General features: G+C 73.0%; 18 protein-coding genes. 13 read left to right on the forward strand and 5 right to left on the reverse strand.

The window, feature by feature from the left end:
* Nucleotides 1-73 precede the first annotated feature (73 nt).
* Nucleotides 74-499, reverse strand: a complete 426-nt coding sequence (locus ABT247_RS13945) for an HAD family hydrolase (RefSeq protein ID WP_350742407.1) — start codon at nucleotides 497-499, stop codon at nucleotides 74-76.
* Here ABT247_RS13945 and ABT247_RS13950 point away from each other — a divergent pair.
* From ABT247_RS13950 to ABT247_RS13970, 5 genes are all read left to right on the forward strand, one after another.
* Complete coding sequence (locus ABT247_RS13950) at nucleotides 444-617, forward strand: VIT1/CCC1 transporter family protein (RefSeq protein ID WP_350742413.1); 174 nt, start codon at nucleotides 444-446, stop codon at nucleotides 615-617. The two genes, ABT247_RS13945 and ABT247_RS13950, sit on opposite strands and share 56 nt — an antisense overlap.
* Before the next feature lie 122 nt (nucleotides 618-739).
* Nucleotides 740-3322, forward strand: a complete 2583-nt coding sequence (locus ABT247_RS13955) for an ATP-dependent Clp protease ATP-binding subunit (protein WP_350742409.1) — start codon at nucleotides 740-742, stop codon at nucleotides 3320-3322.
* Between the two features lie 135 nt (nucleotides 3323-3457).
* The gene (locus ABT247_RS13960) at nucleotides 3458-4831 is read left to right on the forward strand and encodes a sensor histidine kinase (RefSeq protein ID WP_350742353.1); all 1374 of its coding nucleotides are present in this window, start codon (nucleotides 3458-3460) and stop codon (nucleotides 4829-4831) included.
* Complete coding sequence (locus tag ABT247_RS13965; protein ID WP_350742355.1) at nucleotides 4828-5505, forward strand: response regulator; 678 nt, start codon at nucleotides 4828-4830, stop codon at nucleotides 5503-5505. Before ABT247_RS13960 ends, ABT247_RS13965 begins: the two co-directional genes overlap by 4 nt.
* A 186-nt stretch (nucleotides 5506-5691) precedes the next feature.
* The gene (locus ABT247_RS13970; RefSeq protein ID WP_350742357.1) at nucleotides 5692-5979 is read left to right on the forward strand and encodes an SHOCT domain-containing protein; all 288 of its coding nucleotides are present in this window, start codon (nucleotides 5692-5694) and stop codon (nucleotides 5977-5979) included.
* Nucleotides 5980-6095: 116 nt separating this feature from the next.
* Here ABT247_RS13970 and ABT247_RS13975 read toward each other — a convergent pair whose 3' ends face one another.
* The 3 genes from ABT247_RS13975 to ABT247_RS13985 all read right to left on the reverse strand — a co-directional run bounded on the left by ABT247_RS13975 (nucleotide 6096) and on the right by ABT247_RS13985 (nucleotide 7895).
* Nucleotides 6096-6995, reverse strand: coding sequence for a metallophosphoesterase family protein (locus tag ABT247_RS13975; protein ID WP_350742359.1), 900 nt, complete (start codon nucleotides 6993-6995; stop codon nucleotides 6096-6098).
* A gap of 211 nt (nucleotides 6996-7206) precedes the next feature.
* Nucleotides 7207-7617: a DUF4190 domain-containing protein gene (locus ABT247_RS13980; protein WP_350742361.1), complete on the reverse strand. Its 411-nt coding sequence runs from the start codon at nucleotides 7615-7617 to the stop codon at nucleotides 7207-7209.
* A 122-nt stretch (nucleotides 7618-7739) separates the two neighbouring features.
* The gene (locus ABT247_RS13985) at nucleotides 7740-7895 is read right to left on the reverse strand and encodes a hypothetical protein (protein ID WP_350742363.1); all 156 of its coding nucleotides are present in this window, start codon (nucleotides 7893-7895) and stop codon (nucleotides 7740-7742) included.
* A 120-nt stretch (nucleotides 7896-8015) separates the two neighbouring features.
* Between ABT247_RS13985 and ABT247_RS13990 the strand changes: the two genes are divergently transcribed.
* The 6 genes from ABT247_RS13990 to ABT247_RS14015 all read left to right on the forward strand — a co-directional run bounded on the left by ABT247_RS13990 (nucleotide 8016) and on the right by ABT247_RS14015 (nucleotide 15062).
* Nucleotides 8016-8645 carry a TetR family transcriptional regulator gene (locus ABT247_RS13990; RefSeq protein ID WP_350742365.1) on the forward strand — a complete coding sequence of 210 codons (630 nt, stop codon included), beginning with the start codon at nucleotides 8016-8018 and terminating at the stop codon, nucleotides 8643-8645.
* Nucleotides 8646-8815: 170 nt separating this feature from the next.
* Entirely contained in the window at nucleotides 8816-9703 is an 888-nt protein-coding gene (locus ABT247_RS13995) for a S1 family peptidase (RefSeq protein ID WP_350742367.1), read from the forward strand.
* A 372-nt stretch (nucleotides 9704-10075) separates the two neighbouring features.
* On the forward strand, nucleotides 10076-11566 hold the full coding sequence (locus ABT247_RS14000; protein ID WP_350742370.1) for a S28 family serine protease: 1491 nt from the start codon (nucleotides 10076-10078) through the stop codon (nucleotides 11564-11566).
* 130 nt (nucleotides 11567-11696) lie between these two features.
* Nucleotides 11697-12482 carry a TetR/AcrR family transcriptional regulator gene (locus ABT247_RS14005; protein ID WP_350742372.1) on the forward strand — a complete coding sequence of 262 codons (786 nt, stop codon included), beginning with the start codon at nucleotides 11697-11699 and terminating at the stop codon, nucleotides 12480-12482.
* Entirely contained in the window at nucleotides 12466-14100 is a 1635-nt protein-coding gene (locus ABT247_RS14010) for an acyl-CoA dehydrogenase family protein (RefSeq protein WP_350742374.1), read from the forward strand. The genes ABT247_RS14005 and ABT247_RS14010 overlap by 17 nt, the downstream gene beginning before the upstream one ends.
* A gap of 122 nt (nucleotides 14101-14222) precedes the next feature.
* Nucleotides 14223-15062, forward strand: coding sequence for an amidohydrolase family protein (locus tag ABT247_RS14015; RefSeq protein ID WP_350742411.1), 840 nt, complete (start codon nucleotides 14223-14225; stop codon nucleotides 15060-15062).
* A gap of 177 nt (nucleotides 15063-15239) precedes the next feature.
* On the opposite strand, the gene ABT247_RS14020 is transcribed toward ABT247_RS14015, so the two are convergent.
* Nucleotides 15240-16049 carry an inositol monophosphatase family protein gene (locus ABT247_RS14020; RefSeq protein WP_350742376.1) on the reverse strand — a complete coding sequence of 270 codons (810 nt, stop codon included), beginning with the start codon at nucleotides 16047-16049 and terminating at the stop codon, nucleotides 15240-15242.
* Between the two features lie 112 nt (nucleotides 16050-16161).
* On the opposite strand from ABT247_RS14020, the gene ABT247_RS14025 reads away from it, so the two are divergent.
* Both ABT247_RS14025 and ABT247_RS14030 read left to right on the forward strand, forming a co-directional pair.
* A complete protein-coding gene (locus ABT247_RS14025) occupies nucleotides 16162-17178 on the forward strand; it encodes an Lrp/AsnC family transcriptional regulator (protein ID WP_350742378.1) in 1017 nt (338 codons plus the stop codon).
* Nucleotides 17179-17223: 45 nt separating this feature from the next.
* The gene (locus ABT247_RS14030; RefSeq protein WP_350742380.1) at nucleotides 17224-17490 is read left to right on the forward strand and encodes a YxzC family protein; all 267 of its coding nucleotides are present in this window, start codon (nucleotides 17224-17226) and stop codon (nucleotides 17488-17490) included.
* Nucleotides 17491-17531 lie beyond the last annotated feature (41 nt).

A 17531-nucleotide genomic window follows, 5' to 3' on the forward strand; every position in this document is an offset into this window, starting at 1 on the left:
GTACGCGGCAACAGCTCGCTGCCGCAACTCGGGCGGGTACTTCATCGGTGCAGCCATGGCAAAGGCTCCCTTCTCACGGCCCATCAGGCCATGTCCGGCAACCTTCCGCACCTCGGGGGAACCTCATGGCCCCAGCGATATCCGTCACTGGGTTGTCCCCACCCATCCAGGCATCGGCCGGAAGCTTGAAGCCGCAGCGGGCAGCAGCTGTCCGAAAGGCCTGGGGATCCGGCTTGCGCGCCCCTGTCTCCTCAGAGACACAGACCGCATTCACGTGATCGAGGATCTTGGCGGCCAGCAACTTGGCTCGCTGGATGTCCGATGCTCCGTTGATCAGGACTCCTACGGGCCAACCTGCGCGGCGCTGGCCAGCGCGGCGGCGTTCACGCTGGGCGCGTTGGTGCCGCTGCTGGCGGTGATGCTGCTGCCGGAGCCGTGGCGGCTTGGGGGTGACGGCGGCGGCGGTGGTGCTCGCGCTGACGCTGTCCGGGTGGACCAGCGCCCGGCTGGGTGGGGTCCGCCCGAGGCCGGCGGTGGCGCGCAACGTCGCGGGCGGGTTGCCGGCGATGGCGGTGACGTACAGCGGAGGCGTGCTGCTGGACGACGTCACGGGGTGAGATCCGCCGGCGAGCGCGGACTTCCGAGCAGGGCCGCGCCCGGTCTCCGCTCGACAGGCGAGCGCACCCGCCCTGTGTTTGTGTGGCTGCAAACCGTTTGGGAGAGGTGAACCGTCGTGACCATGCCCCCGTTCGGATCGAACGATCCGTTCTCCGACCTGCTCAGCCGGTTCTTCGGAATGAGTCCGATGGCCTCTCCGCCCGCCGTGCAGCGGGTCCCGATCGGGCGGCTGCTCAGTGAGTCTTCCCAGGAGCTGCTGGCGCTGGCCGCGCAGCGTGCGGCCGAGGACGGGAGCAGCGACCTCGACACCGCGCACCTGGCCTGGGCGGCCACCCGGGTGGAGCCCTCGCGCCGGATGCTGCGGCGCGCGGGCATCGATCCGGACGAGCTGTCGCGGGACCTGGAGGCGGGGCTGCCGTCCGGCGGCGCGGCGACGTCGGAAGGACGCCCGGCGCTCACTCCCTCGGCCAAGCGGGCCCTGCTGTCCGCGCACGCCCGCTCGCAGGAGGCCGGCGCCTCGTACATCGGTCCGGAGCACATCCTGGGCGCGCTGCTGGAGCAGGAGCGCTCGGGCGCGGGGACGGCGTTGCGCAACGCGGCGCAGTCGCCGGAGGCGCTGAGGTCGGTGCTGGAGGGGCGCGGCCCGGCCGGGGAGCGCGGCGGCTCGGGCGCGCGCCCGAGTGAGACGCCGACGCTGGACGAGTACGGGCGGGACCTCACCGAGGAGGCCCGCTCGGGCCGGCTGGATCCGGTGGTCGGGCGGGCCGAGGAGATCGAGCAGACCGTCGAGATCCTCTCCCGGCGGACCAAGAACAATCCGGTGCTGATCGGTGAACCGGGTGTCGGCAAGACCGCGATCGTCGAGGGGCTGGCCCAGCGGATCGTCTCCGGGGACGTGCCGCAGAGCCTCCGCGACAAGCGGGTGGTCGCGCTGGACCTGACCGCGCTGGTGGCCGGGTCCAAGTACCGGGGCGAGTTCGAGGAGCGGCTGAAGAACGTCATCGACGAGGTCACGGCGGCCGAGAAGAGCGTGATCCTGTTCCTGGACGAGTTGCACACCGTGGTCGGCGCGGGCGGTGGCGGCGAGGGCTCGATGGACGCCGGCAACATCCTCAAACCGGCCTTGGCAAGGGGCGAGTTGAGCGTGGTCGGCGCGACCACGCTGGACGAGTACCGCAAGCACGTGGAGAAGGACGCCGCGCTGGAGCGCCGGTTCCAGCCGGTGCTGGTGCCCGAGCCGAGCGTCGAGGAGACGATCGAGATCCTGCGGGGGCTGCGCGACGCGTACGAGGCGCACCACCAGGTGCGGTTCAGCGACGAGGCGCTGGACGCGGCGGCGACGCTCTCCGACCGCTACGTCAGCGACCGCTTCCTGCCGGACAAGGCGATCGACCTGCTGGACCAGGCCGGGGCGCGGGTGCGGTTGCGCAGTCTCAGCGGTTCCACGGAGGCCACGTCGGTGCAGGACCGGATCACCAAGCTCAAGCGGGAGCTGGACGAGGCCGTGGCGGACGAGGAGTTCGTGCGGGCCGCCAACCTGAAGACCGAACTGCGGCAGACCGAGGAGGAGTTGGCGGCCATCGCCGAGTCCCGCGAGGAGGTCGTCGACGTGACGGCCGACGACATCGCCCAGGTGCTTTCCTCCCGGACGGGCATTCCGGTCGCCGAACTGAACGCGACCGAGAAGGAGCGGCTGCTCAAGCTCGAGCAGCACCTGCACCAGAAGGTGATCGGCCAGGACGAGGCGGTCACCGCCGTCGCCCAGGCGGTGCGCCGCGGCCGGGCCGGGATGGGCGATCCGGAGCGGCCGACCGGCTCCTTCCTCTTCCTTGGGCCGACCGGCGTCGGCAAGACCGAGCTGGCGAAGGCGCTGGCGGAGCTGCTGTTCGGTGATCCGGACCGGATGATCCGCTTCGACATGAGCGAGTTCCAGGAGAAGCACACCGTCTCCCGGCTGGTCGGCTCCCCGCCCGGGTACGTCGGCTACGAGGAGGCGGGGCAGCTGACCGAGGCGGTGCGCCGCAAGCCGTACAGCGTGCTGCTCTTCGACGAGGTGGAGAAGGCCCACCCGGACGTCTTCAACCTGCTGCTCCAGGTGCTGGACGACGGTCGGCTCACCGACGCCCAGGGGCGTACGGTCGACTTCCGCAACACCGTGGTGATCATGACCAGCAACATCGGCTCGCAGCGGATCCTGGACCACTCCGGGAACGTCGACGAGATCCGGGACGACCTGATGCGGGACCTGCGCGGGCAGTTCCGGCCGGAGTTCCTCAACCGGATCGACGAGGTGATCGTCTTCCACGCGCTCACCCGGAAGGACCTGGTGTCGGTCGTCGACCTGCTGCTGGAGCGCTCCCGGCGCCGGCTGCGGGCGCAGGACGTGCAGCTGGAGGTCACCGAGGCGGCCAAGGAGTTCCTGGTCAACCGCGGATACCAGCCGGAGTTCGGGGCCCGGCCGCTGCGCCGGACGATCCAGTCGGAGCTGGACAACCGGATCTCCAACCTCCTGCTGGAGGGCACCGTGCAGGAGGGGGACACGCTGATCGCGGACGTGAGCGACGGGGAGTTGGTGGTGTCGCTGGCGCGGCCGGAGGCGTCCGCGGGCTTCGAGGGGGCGGGGGAGGGCACCGGGGCCGCGGTCGGGAGTGCGTCCGGGGCGGCGTCCGGGTCCGCGTCCGGGGCGGCGGTCACCGAGAGCTGAGCTGGTGAGGGTGTCGGCGGCCTCGCGGGTGGCTGAGGGTTCGGGCGTACTCCAGCGGGAGTACGCCCGAACGCCACTGGTGGAGGACGTGCGGGGGCGGGGCGCTGGTCTAGCGTTCCGGGCATGATGCCGCCCATGTCCCAGCCGCCGGAGCGGGAGCCCGAGCCCGAGCGGGCGACGGAGCCCGAGCCGGAGCCCGAGCGGGAGCTCGAGCAGGAGCGGGAACGGGAGCCCGAGTCGGAGCCGGTGCCCGAGCCGCCCCCGGGACACCCGCCGCCCCCGGGACACCCGCCGACCCCGGCGCAGCCGCCGCCCCCGGGCCGGCCGCCCGGGCCGTGGCGTCCGCCGTGGGCGCGCGCGGCCGGGGCGGGCCTGCCGGTGGGGCTGGCGGCGGCGGTCGCGGTGGTGCAGGTGGTCGGATCGACCTTCGCCGCGCACGACGCCAGGGGCCGGGCGCCGCTGGACGCCTTCGGCTACCTGCTGCTGCTGGCCGGGCCGGCCCTGCTGGTGCTCCGCGGACGCCGTCCGGTCGCGGTGGTGGCCGGCACCTCGGTGGTCACGGCCGCCTACCTGGCCGCCGGGTACCCGTACGGGCCGGTCTTCGTCAGCTGGCTGATCGCGTGCTGCGCGGCGATCGGAGGCGGCCACCGCCGGGCGGCCTGGCTCGGCCTGGGCGGGGTCTACCTGGCGCACGTCCTGACTACCTTCGCCGTGCCCGCCGGCTGGCAGCGCGCCAGCCCGCCGTCCGGGAACGTCTGGCTGCCCGAACTCGGGCTGCTCGCCTGGCTGTTGCTGGTGATGGCGATCGCCGAGATCGTCCGCTTCCGGCGCGAGCGGATCGCCGCCCACCGGGCCTACCGGCAGCAGCTGGAGCAGCGCCGGGCCAACGAGGAACGCCTCAAGATGGCGCGGGAGTTGCACGACATCCTCGCCCACAGCCTGTCGCTGATCAACATCCAGGCCGGGGTCGCGCTGGCGCTGCTCGACCGGCGGCCGGAGGAGGCCCGCACCGCGCTGGTCACCATCAAGTCGACCAGCAAGGAGGCGCTCGGCGAGGTCCGGCAGGTGCTCGCCACCCTGCGCGGGCCGGGGGCGGCGCCGCGCGGTCCCGCGCCGGGGCTGGCCCGGCTGGACGAGCTCACCGAGCAGGCCGACCGGGTGGGCCTGGCGGCCGAGGTGCACGAGTACGGCGAGCGCCGCCCGCTGTCCGCCGCCGTCGACCTCACCGCCTTCCGGATCGTCCAGGAGGCGCTGACCAACGTGGTCCGGCACTCGGTGGCCCGCGAGGCGGTCGTGGTGCTGGACTGGCGGGACCCGGCCGTGCTGGTCGTCCGGGTCGAGGACCCTGGGCCCGCGGTGGTCGGCGACGCCGGCGGTTCCGGCAGCGGGCTGGTCGGCATGCGGGAACGCGCGGGTGCGTTCGGTGGCACCATCACGGCGGGGCCGCTGCCCGGTGGCGGTTTCCGGGTCCGGGCGGAGCTGCCGACACCGAAGGCGGGGAGTGAGTGATTCGGGTACTGCTGGCGGATGACCAACTGCTGGTCCGGGCGGGCTTCCGGGCCCTGCTGGACCTGCAGGACGACCTCACCGTGGTCGGTGAGGCGGACGACGGAGAGGCGGCCGTGCGGCTCGCCCGCGAACTGGTGCCGGACGTCGTGCTGATGGACGTCCGGATGCCGAGGATGGACGGGCTGGAGGCGACCAGGCGGATCGCCGGGGACCCTGCGCTGTCCTCCGTACGGGTGGTCGTGCTGACCACCTTCGAGCTGGACGAGTACGTCTTCGAGGCGTTGCGCTCGGGTGCGGCGGGCTTCCTGGTCAAGGACACCGAGCCGGCCGACCTGCTGCGGGCGGTCCGGGTCGCGGTGGCGGGGGACGCGTTGCTCTCGCCGGGGGTGACCAGGCGGTTGATCGGGGAGTTCGCGGCCCGGTCGAAGGGGCCCGAGGAGGCGCCGGAGGGGCTGTCGGACATCTCGATGCTGACCGAGCGGGAGCGCGAGGTGCTGGCGCTGGTCGGGATGGGGCTGTCCAACGAGGAGATCGCCCGGCGGCTGGTGGTCAGCCCGCTGACGGCGAAGACGCACGTCAGCCGGGCGATGGTGAAGCTCGGGGCGCGGGACCGGGCGCAGCTGGTGGTACTGGCCTACGAGTCGGGGCTGGTGCGGCCGGGTTGGCTGGGCTGACGGGCCGGTCGGCGGCTACTTCCGTACTCCCGGCCCGGCGTGTCGCGGGGCGTCCGTACTCTCCAGGGAGTATCCCAACTGCCGCTGCCGGTAGGACGCGTGATGAGACCCCTCGGCGGGATGCTCAAGGCACCTCGGGAACGAACCCGAGGTCCTGAAGCCCCACCACCGAGGAGTTGAAGCGCGATGTACACGCAGCTCGCAGACTGGCACGGTCCCGGTCCGTGGATCCTGCTCGTCCCCCTGGTCTGGATCGCCGTCGTGATCCTGGTGATCGCCCTGCTGCGGCGGACGGTCTGGCGGCGCCGCGGCTGCGGCTACGGCGTCGGGCCCGGATCCGTCGCGGAGCACCCGCTCGCCGTCCTCGGCCGCCGCTACGCCGAGGGCGACATCGACGCGGAGGAGTACCGCGCCAAGCGGGCCGTGCTGACGGAACCGACCAGGGACGCACCCGGGGGCGGGGGTGGGACGTGACCACCCTCGACCTCGCCCCGGGCACCGCCGTCCGCGCCGCGGACGCCGGGAAGGCCGACGGCGTCGGCGGCCTCGAGGTCCGGGCCGTGGAGCGCGGTGCCCGCCGTGGCCGCCGGCTACCGGCCGGCGGCCGGTCCGGTCCGGGCTTGCAGGGGCACCTCGCGCAGCAGCGGGTTCGGGAGCCCCCGCTTGCGCCACTCGCGCGGGTAGCCGAGCGAGACCTCCTCGAACGGGACGCCGTCGTAGCTGGTCTTGCGCGGGATGTGCAGGTGGCCGTAGATCATCGCGGCCGTGTTGAAGCGGCGGTGCCAGTCGGCGGTCAGCTCGGTGCCGCACCACTGGGCGAACTCCGGGTACCAGAGCACCTCGGTGGGGTGGCGGACCGTCGGGTAGTGGTTCACCAGGACGAGCGGGACGTCCGGATCGCAGGCGGCGAGCCGCTGTTCGGTCAGCCGGACCCGCTCGCGGCACCAGGAGTCCAGGTCCGGGAACGGGTCCGGGTGGAGCATCCGCTCGTCGGCGCAGACGACACCGCTCTCGTAGGCGGCCGCCAGGGACTCCTCCTTGGTGGTCGTGCCTGGGGCGCGGAAGGTGTAGTCGTACAGGAGGAACATCGGGGCGATCCGGACCGGGCCGCCGGCACCCTGCCAGAGCGGGTACGGGTCCTCGGGGGTCACGACGCCGAGGCCGCGGCACAGCTCCACCAGGTGCTCGTAGCGGGCCACACCGCGGAGCTGGACCGGGTCCTGGGGGTGGGTCCACAGCTCGTGGTTGCCGGGCGCCCAGATGACCCGGGCGAATCGCTCGGCGAGCAGGCCGAGCGCCCACTCGATGCTCGTGGTGAGTTCGGCGATGTCTCCGGCGACGATCAGCCAGTCGTCGGGGTGGCCGGGCTGGAGCTTCTCCACCAGGTCGCGGTTCTCCTGGTAGGTGATGTGCAGATCGCTCACCGCGAGCAGCCGCCCGGCCGCCCCGGTGGGCTCCGGCTGCGCGTCGCTGTGGAACTCGGTAGTCACTCCTGCCCCCTGTGGTCACCCGGCCGATGTGGCCACCCTACGTGGCGGGCGCGGACCATGGGCCGGGTTGGCGTGATCACCCGTCCGAGGCCGAGGTCGAAATCCGGATCGACGTCCCGGTCGACGTCCCGGTCGACGTCCGGGTCGACGTTGAGGTCGACGTCGAGGCACGGGCGTCGCGTTCGGATCGGGCAGCCGGCCGGAACGCCGCTCAGGAGCTGATGTCGATGAGCACACCGTGGGAGGTGGCGGTGGTCACGGCGAGGATGACCAGCGACGTGATGCCGAGGGCCAGGCCGAGGAAGGCGCGGCCGCGGCGGCTGGTGCCCCGGATCAGCGCCAGCGTGGCGAGGGTGATGGCGATCGGGCCGAGGACGATGTTGAACAGCAGCAGGCTCGGGAGGCCGAGGAGGAAGGAGGCGACGGCCAGACTGTCAGCCTCGGCCGTGCCCTGACGGCCGGTGGCCGCGAGGCTGGCGCCCGTACGGTTGGCGTCCCTTCGGCTGCTGCCCGTGGGGCTGGTGCTGGTGTCGCGGCCGGCGCTCGGGCGGTCGGCGGCGACCGGGCCGGTGGTGCCCGTGGTGGTCCGGTGGCTGATGGCGCGTTCGGTGAAGGTGCTCATGGCGGTGGTGGTCCTCTCGATTGGAGCGGACGGATCGTCTGGGTCGAGCGGTTGCCGGGGCTACTCGGGTCGAGCGGGCGCGCCGGTTCGGTCAGCTCGGCCGAAGCCCGGTGGCTCCCCGCTCAGCGGTGCCGGAGGCGGGAGATGCCCTCGCGGGCGCCGAAGCCGAGCAGCCAGGCGCTGATCGCGGCGGCGGCGGCGAGGAAGACCGGGAGGGGCAGGTGGGCGGCGGTACCGATCAGGACGCCCATGGCGACCAGGGCGGAGAACAGGATCACGACTGACTCCTTCAGCTGCGGGTGCGGCTGTGCCGGCTTCGGTTGACAAGTGTTCACTGACTTCGAGTCCCACTGTACGCCGACTGGCCAAGTTCGGCAAACGACTGTTTACTGAATGGCGTGAGTCACACCGTAGGGGCCAGACAGGCCCAGAAGCAGCAGAGTCGGCGAGCCTTGCTGGATGCGGGGTTGCACCTGCTCGCCGACCAGAACCTGGCGAGTCTGGGTGTCCGCGAGGTCACCCGCGAGGCCGGACTGTCCCCGGCCGCCTTCTACCGGCACTTCCCGGACCTCGCGGCCCTCGGCGTCGCGCTGGTCGAGGAGTCGCTGGCCAGCCTCCACGTCATGATCCGCTCGGTCCTCGCCGAGGCCGGTGGTGCCGAGGAGCTGATCGACCGGGCCGTGGAGGTGATCCAACAGCACGTCCGCGAGCACCGGCCGCATGTGCGGTTCCTGGCGCGCGAGCGCCACGGCGGCGTGCGCCAGGTGCGTGAGGCGATCGACGCCGAACTGGGCCGCTTCGCCGCCGAGGTGGGGTCGGCGCTGGCGCTCCAGCCGGTCTCGCGGGGGTGGAGCGAGCAGGACCTGCGCATGCTCGCCGAGTTGTACGTGGATCACATGGTGTCGACCGCCTCCGCCCTGCTGGAGGCCCAGGAGGTGGGTCCCGACCGGGAGCGGCGGATCGCCGACACGGCCCGCCTGCAGTTGCGCCTGATCAGCCTGGGGCGGCGCCACTGGCAAGGGATCTGAGCGGCCGACGGGTCCGGCGGCCCTGGCGGGGCTGGCCGGGGGCCGGGCGGCGCTGACCGGGGGCTGGACGGTGCTCTGCGGCCGGGGCGTTTCCTTTGTCTGGTCTTGACTCTTGACAGCAAGTCATGTCCGCGACAGCTTTGGTGGACCCCCACATCGAGAGGTCTCTCATGAAGAAGCCGCTCATCGGCATGCTCGCCACGCTCCTGGTCGCCGGGGCCACCGCCCTCGCCGGTGCCTTACCGGCGCAGGCCGCCGGCGCCGCCCAGGCCCCCGAAATCGTCCAGGCCGCGGCGGCAGACACCGCCAAGGCCGCCCCTCCGGTCGCCGTCAACTTCGCCGGAACGGTCGCGCTCAGCAACTGCTCCGGGTCCCTGGTGCGGATGCCGGGTTCGGCGGCGACCGACCCGGCGCTGGTGCTCTCCAACGGCCACTGCCTGGAGTCGGGCATGCCCGGCCCCGGTGAGGTCGTCCTCAACCAGCCCTCCAGTCGGACCTTCACCCTGCTCAGCTCCACCGGCGCGCGCCTCGCCACCTTGCGCGCGAGCAAGGTGGTGTACGGCGCCATGACCGACACCGACGTGTCGATCTACCAGCTGAACACCAGCTACTCCTCGATCAAGTCGCGCTACGGGATCTCCCCGCTGACCATCGCCGACACCCACCCCACCCGGGGCGCGGACATCCGGGTCGTCTCCGGGTACTGGAAGAAGATCTACTCCTGCTCGATCGACGGCTTCGCCTACCGCCTGCACGAGGCCGACTGGACCTTCAAGGACTCGGTCCGCTACACCTCGGGCTGCAACGTGATCGGCGGTACCTCCGGCTCGCCGGTGGTCGACACCGCGACCGGACTGCTGGTCGCCGTGAACAACACGATCAACGAGAACGGCGAGTCCTGCACCCTCGACAACCCTTGTGAGGTCGACCAGAGCGGCGCGGTGACGGTCCACCAGGGGATCGGCTACGCCCAGGAGACCTACGGGATCCCCGCCTGCTTCGCCTCCGGCAACCGCTTCGACCTCACCCTGCCGGGGTGCACCCTTCCCCGCCCGTGAGCCCGGAGTCCCTCGCACGCCCCGCCGAACGCCCGACCCGCCCGTAGCACCCCCCGGCACCCTGCCGTGACGGGCAGCCGACCGGCCGACGGAACCGAGGCACCCCTGACCAGCACAACTCCCCGATGGGCCACCCGCGACCAGGCGGGTGGCCCATTCGGCCGTCCACGAGGCGACCGCCGCACCACCCGCACCGGAGCCGCACCACCCGCACCGGAACTGCACCACCGCACCGGAGCCGCACCACCGCGCCGGAGCCGCACCACCCGCACCGGAGCCGCACCACCCGCACCGGAGCCGCACCACCCGTACCCGGAACCGTGCCGATGAGGCCGGCTCCAGCACCGTTGACGTTGACGAGATGGAGAGTTGATGACCGCCAGGCTGAGAAGACTGCTGGTTTCCGTCCTGCTGATACCGATGTTCGCGATCAGCGGCCTGGCCACCCCGGCCTCCGCCGCCGCGCCGGACGCCGGGGCCGCGGGCGCCGCCCACGGCCGTAGCCCGGCCGACGACCCGAATGCCGACATTAAGGACCGCCTGGCGGCGATCCCCGGGGTGACCATCACCGAGGAGAAGCCGACCACCACCGGCCACCGCTACTTCCTGGCCACCTACACCCAGCCGATCGACCACTTCCGCCCCTGGCTGGGCACCTTCCAGCAGCGCTTCAGCGTGCTGCACCGCGGCTACGACCGCCCGACCGTCTTCTACACCAACGGCTACACGCTCGGCACCAGCCCGTCCCGGACCGAGCCCACCCGGCTGGTGGACGGCAACCAGGTCTCCATCGAGTACCGCTTCTTCACCCCGTCCCGCCCCGAGCCGGCCGACTGGACCAAGGCCGGCATCCGTCAGCAGGCCGCCGACTCCCACAAGCTGGTGACCGCGCTGAAGCGGATCTACCAGCAGGAGTGGCTCTCCACCGGCGCCAGCAAGGGCGGGATGTCCTCCACCTACTACCGCCGGTTCTACCCGGACGACGTGGCGGGCACGATCGCCTACGTCGCGCCGAACAACACCGACGTCAGCGACTACTCGGCCTACACCGAGTTCTTCCGCACCGTCGGCACCCCGGAGTGCCGCGCCAGGCTGAACGCCGCCCAGCGCGAGCTGCTGGTGCGCCGCGACCGCCTGGAGGCCCGCTACATCGCGGACAACAAGGCGGCCGGCTCCACCTTCGACACCCTGGGCACCCCGGACCGCGCCTACGAGGCCGGCGTGCTCGACGTGGTCTGGGCGTTCTGGCAGTACAGCCTGGAGTCGGACTGCGCGAAGGTGCCGGTCGCCGCAACCGCGACCGACGACGAGCTGTACGCCTGGTTCGACGCGCAGTCGGGCATCACGGGCAACAGCGACCAGTCGCTGGCGAAGTACACCGCGTACTACTACCAGGCCGCGACCGAGCTGGGTGCGCCGTTCTTTGACGTCTCGTACCTGAAGGACCAACTGCACTACGACTACAAGGAGCTCTACTCGGCCCGCTCGTACGTGCCGAAGGAGATCCCGACCGTCTTCAACCCGTACGCGATGCCCGACATCGACCGCTGGGTGAAGCGCGAGGGCGAGCGGATCATGTTCGTCTACGGCGGCAACGACCCGTGGGGCGCCAAGCCGTTCCACCTGGGCCGGGGCAGTGACGACAGTTACGTCTACACCGTGCCCGGCGGCAACCACGGTTCCAACATCGGCACGCTGCCGGCCGACCAGTCGGCGGAGGCGACCGCCAAGGTGCTGGAATGGGCCGGCCTGGGTGACCAGGACAACGCCGGATCGCAGGCCAAGTCGCCGCGGCTGATCCCGTCCTTCGGCCCGCTCGACGTCGAGGGCCAGCGGCTGGAGCAGGAGCGCCGCCCGCTGTAGGGCGCGAGTGACCGGCACCGGCGAAGCCGTACGCCACCAGCAGGCCGCCCCGACCGGGGCGGCCTGCTGCGTTCCGTCCGGGAAGCGCGCGCCCCTCCCCGAAGCAGTGAATCAGTGCTTCAATACTTCCATGGCCTACCGACGCACTCCAGCCGTACAAGCCCGCCTGGACGCCCAGCGGGAGACGGTCCTGCAGTCGGCGGTCGGCCTGCTCGCCGAACGCGGCTACGGCGGCTGCAGCATGGCCGCCGTCGCGGACCGCGCCGGGATCGCCACCGGCAGCCTCTACCAGCACTTCGCCAACAAGGCCGAACTCTCGGTGGAACTCTTCCGCCGGGTGGTGACCCGGGAGATCGAGGCGGTCAACGCCGCCGTAGCCCGCCGGGACACCCCGCAGCAGCGGATCGCCGCCGTGGTGGAGACCTTCGCCACCCGCGCCCTGCGCGCACCCAGGTTGGCGTACGCGCTGCTGGTCGAGCCGGCCGACGCGGTGGTGGACGGCGAGCGACTGGTCTTCCGGCGGGCGTTCCGGGACGTGATCGCCACCGAGATCGCCGCCGCCGTGGCGAACGGCGAACTCCCGGAGCAGGACCCGGTGCTGACCGCCGCCGCCCTGGTCGGTGCGGTCGGCGAGGCCCTGGCGGGCCCGCTCGCCGCCGCGCCGAGCGGAACCGCGCCGCGCGGCGCCGCACCGACCCGGGCCGCCGTGCCGGTTGGCCCCGCCGCGCCGGACGATTCTGACGAGCGGAGCGGCCCCGCCGACCCCGACCCCGACCCCGACTCCGGCCCCGACCCCGACTCCGACCACGCCCACGATCACGACGTCACGGTGCACAGCGACAACGCCACGGTGGTCCCCGCCCTGGTCTCCTTCACCCTGCGTGCCCTGGGAGGACGCGATGACAGCGACGCATGAGGTCACCAACCAGGTGCCCCTGCCGTACGGACACGACACCGCCGCCGACCCGACCCTGCTCGCCGCCCTGGAGCGGGCCGGTGCCGGCTGGGCGGAGCCGGAGCTGCGCGAGCTCGGCCGCCTGGCCGGCTCCGAGCAGGCCGCGGAGTGGGGCCGGCTGGCGAACGAGAACCCGCCCGTGCTGCGCACCCACGACCGCTTCGGCCACCGGATCGACGAGGTCGAGTTCCACCCGTACTGGCACGAGCTGATGCGCACCGCCGTCTCGTACGGGCTGCACGCCGCACCCTGGCGGGACGACCGGCCCGGCGCCCACGCCGCCCGCGCCGCCAAGTTCTACGTCTGGGGCCAGGTCGAGGCCGGCCACACCTGCCCGATCTCGATGACCTACGCGGCGGTCCCCGCGTTGCGTCGGAACCCGGCCCTGGCCGCCGAGCTGGAGCCGCTGCTGGCCGCCACCGAGTACGACTTCGGGCTGTGCGAGCCGCGCACCAAGCGCGGACTGATCGCCGGCATGTCGATGACCGAGAAGCAGGGCGGCTCCGACGTCCGTACCAACACCACCACCGCGACCGCGAACGCCGACGGCACCTACCGGTTGACCGGCCACAAGTGGTTCACCTCGGCGCCGATGTCCGACCTCTTCCTGACCCTCGCCCAGGCGCCCGGCGGCCTCAGCTGCTTCGTGCTGCCGCGCGTCCTCCCGGACGGCAGCCGCAACCGGCTGCACCTGATGCGGCTCAAGGACAAGCTCGGCAACAAGTCCAACGCCTCCGCCGAGCTGGAGTACGACGGGGCCGTCGGCTGGCTGGTCGGCGAGGAGGGCCGGGGCGTGCCGACCATCATCGAGATGGTCAACATGACCCGCCTGGACTGCACCGTCGGCGCCGCCTCCGGGATGCGCTACGGCGCCACCCGGGCGGTCCACCACGCCCTGCACCGGCGGGCGTTCGGCAAGGCGCTGGTCGACCAGCCGCTGATGCGCAACGTGCTGGCCGACCTGGTGGTGGAGTCCGAGGCGGCCACCGCGGTCGCGATGCGGCTGGCCCAGGCCACCGACCTCGCCCTGGCCGGTGACGAAACCCAGGCGCTGGTACGGCGATTGGGCCTCGCGGTGGCCAAGTACTGGGTGTGCAAGCGTGGGCCGGCGCACGCGGCCGAGGCCCTGGAGTGCCTGGGCGGCAACGGCTACGTCGAGGAGTCCGGGATGCCCCGGCTCTACCGCGAGGCGCCGTTGGTGTCGATCTGGGAGGGGTCCGGCAACGTCGCCGCGCTGGACGCGCTGCGCGCCATGGCCAAGCGCCCGGAGACGGTCGAGGCCTTCTTCGGTGAACTCGACGCGGCCGCCGGCGCGGACCGCCGACTGGACGCCGCCGTCGGCGAACTGCGCAAGCAGCTCGCCGACTCGAGCGATCTCGAGTTCCGCACCCGGCGACTGGTCGAATCGATGGCCCTGACCTTCCAGGGGGCGCTGCTGGTCCGCCACGGCAGCCCGGCGGTGGCCGACGCGTTCTGCGCGACCCGCCTGGGCGGCGACCACGGGGCGGCCTTCGGCACCCTGCCCTCCGGTGCCGACACCGCCGCGATCATCGACCGCGCCCGCCCGGTGCCCGCGTGAGCGCCGACGACCCGAGCGCTCGGCACTCCGCCGGCGACCCGAGCGCCCGGCATTCCGCCGGCGACCCGAGCGCCCGGCGTTCCGCCGCCGAAGAGGCAACGGCGGTAAGGGAGTTCTGGCAGATCCTGGGCGTGCCCGGCCTGATCGACGTGCACACCCACTTCATGCCGAAGAACGTCATGGACAAGGTGTGGGCGTACTTCGACGCGGCCGGCCCGCTGGTGAACCGGCCCTGGCCGATCACCTACCGCGAGGCCGAGGAGCAACGCGTCCTGCGGCTGCGGCAGTTCGGCGTCCGGGCGTTCACCTCGATGCTCTACCCGCACAAGCCCGGCATGGCGGTCTGGCTGAACGCGTGGGCCGCCGACTTCGCCGCCCGTACCCCCGACTGCCTGCACACCGCGACGTTCTTCCCCGAACCAGGGGCGGCCGGGTACGTGGCGCGGGCGATCGAGGACGGCGCCCGGGTGTTCAAGGCGCACCTCCAGGTCGGCGGCTACGACCCGACGGACGAGCGCCTGGACGGGGTCTGGGGGCTGCTCGCCGAGACCGGCACTCCGGTGGTCACCCACTGCGGCTCCGGACCGGTGCCGGGCAAGTTCACCGGGCCCGGCCCGATCGGCGAGGTGCTGGCCCGGCACCCGGGACTGGTCCTGGTCGTCGCGCACCTCGGCATGCCCGAGTACCGCGACTTCCTGGACCTGGCCGAGCGCCACCCGGACGTCAGGCTGGACACCACCATGGCGTTCACCGACTTCGCCGAGGCCGACGTCCCGTTCCCGCGCGACGAACTGCCGCGGTTGCGCGCGCTGCGGGAGCGCGTCCTGCTCGGCAGCGACTTCCCCAACATCCCCTACCGGTACGTCCACCAACTGGAGGCGCTGGCCGGGCTGGGACTGGGGGAGGAGTGGCTGCGGGCGGTCTGCCACGACAACGCGGCGACCCTGTTCGACCTCGGCTGACCGCCCCGCCGCCGGCCGCGGGCTGAGCGCCTCCGCGCCACTCGACGGCCGGCTACCCAGGCCGCGGTCAGCCGCCCACGCCGCCGGTCGGCCGTTCTCAGCCCCAGCCCCAGCCTGCCACCCTCGCCCTTCGCCCCAGCCCCAGCCCCAGCCCGCCCGCCACCCTCGCCCCCGCCCTCAGCCGATCGCCCGCAGCACGCCCAGCGCGTCCGCGTGCAGCCCGGGCGCGGCGGCCAGGAAGCTGTCGGAGCCGGCCGTCCAGGCCGCCCCGGCGGCGTCCGTCACCGTCGCCCCCGCCTCGCTCGCGATCAGCGCGCCGGGCAGCAGGTTGCCCGCGTCCGCGCCGTACTCCCAGAACAGCGCGAGGTGCCCGGAACCCACCTGGGCCACCTGGAGGGCGGTCGGGCCGAGGTTGCGCACGGCCAGGACCGATCCCGCCATCGCGGACAGCGACTCGCCGGCCCGGCGCAGCGCCACCGGGTCGTCGGCGATCCCGGGCGGCTGGCTGGTCGCCGCGACCGTCGCCGCCAGGTCGCGTTCCAGGGGAGCGATCGGGCGCCCGTCCAGCTGGGCCCCGCCGCCCAGCACCGCCCGGTAGGTGCGGCCCGCGCCGAACAGTTCCGGGGCGTGCACCACGGCCAGGACCGCCACGCCGTCCCGTACCAGCGTTGCCGTCACGGCCCAGTGCGGTTGTCCGAGCAGGTACTGCACCGCTCCGTCGGTCGCGTCGCAGACCCACCACTCGCCCGCGTTGGGCACCGATCCCTCGAACTCCTCCGAGAGCCAGCCGGCCTGCGGGTACCGGGCGGTCAGCCGTTCGCGCAGCTCGGCGGCGGCCGGGCCGTCCGACTCCGCGAAGCGCGCCGCCGCCTCGTCGAGCGTGCGCGCAGGCGTCGGCTCGGCCGGCCGCGCGGCCGCCAGCTTCCCGCCCACCTCGCGCACCGCGGCCTCCACGGCCTCCGCCAGCGACCACAGTTCGTCCGTCACAGCGTCTCCTCCGTCTCCGCGGCCGGCCCGTTCCGTCCGCACAGGACAAGGAGTACCGTCGTGCCTGCCGAACAGGACGCCAAGAGGCTCACAGTGACGGGGATCGGACATCATGGACCTGGAGACGACTGATCCGGACACCGTGCTGGACCAGCTGGACCGCCGACTGATCACCGCGCTGCAACTGGACGGGCGGGCGGAGCCGGGGCGGCTCGCCGAGGTGCTGGGCGTCTCCGCCCGGACGGTCACCCGTCGCCTCGCCCGGATGCGGCAGGCCGGGGTGCTGCGCGTGGTCCGGATGCCCGATGTCGAGGACGCCGCGGTGGGCGCGCTGCTGCTGCGGGTCCGGGTCCTGCGCGGCCGGGTGGACGCGATCGCCCAGGCGCTGGCCGACCGCTCCGACGTGCCCTTCGTCGACGTGATGCTCGGCGGCCACGAGGTCGGCGCGGTGATGCTGAGCGACGCCGGCTCCCGCGACCGGCTCCTGTACGGGCAACTGCCCGCGACCGGCGCCGTCACCGAGACCACCACCCACGCCGTGCTGCACGCCTTCGCCGACGCCGGGCAGTGGCAGGCCGGCTACCTGACCGAGCAGGAGGCCGCCGCCCTCGCCCGTCCCGTCCCCGCACGCCCCGCCGCGCCGCCGCCGCTGGACGAGCTGGACCGCGCCCTGCTGGAGCGGCTCGGCGTGGACGCCCGGCAGTCCCACGCGGTGCTGGCCGCGGCGGTCGGCGCGCCCGAGTCGACCGTACGGCGCCGACTGCACCGGCTGGACGCGGCCGGACTGCTGCGCACCCACACCACGGTGGACCCGAGGCTGCTCGGCATGGCGGTGGACGCCAACCTCTGGCTGGACGTGCCGCCCGCCCGGCTCGCCGCGGTGGGCACCGAGCTCGCCCGCCACCCGCAGGTGCACGGTGTGTTCGCGACCAGCGGCCCGACCAACCTGCTGGCGACGATCTTCTGCCCGGACCACGGCGGCCTCTACCGCTTCCTCACCGACACCCTCGGCCCGCTCGGAGTCACCCGCGCCGAAACCACGATCACGGCCCGCGCGGTGAAGCGGGCCGGCGTGCTGCTGCGCCAGCCCCGCCGCTCACGCGCCGCTGGCCTCACGGCCGCCCGCTAGTGCCGCGTCAGGATGCCCGTGCCCGGTCCTCGATACGGTGAGGCCGTGAGCGGAAGAGACCAGCCAGACCTGGACGAGATCGAGTGGTGGCTCTCCGCCGCAGCCGAGGGGCGCGTGAGCCGGGAGTCAGCCGACCGGTGGGCCGGGCGTTGGTTCCTCGATGACGAACGGGAATGGGACGACCTGTCACTGTGGGCGCTGGCGCTCCTTCACGGGATCGATCTGCGGCCGGGGCCCGAGGAGCCGTACCTGCACGACGACGAGCAGGTACGAGAGTGGCTGGAGGAGCTTCGGAGGCGCCGCGCCAGGTAGCGCACGCCGGGAGGCTTCCGTCCTGGCACTGGTCGGTGGCA

It is taken from the genome of Kitasatospora sp. NPDC001539 (assembly GCF_040298565.1).
In the GTDB taxonomy this organism is placed as follows: domain Bacteria; phylum Actinomycetota; class Actinomycetes; order Streptomycetales; family Streptomycetaceae; genus Kitasatospora.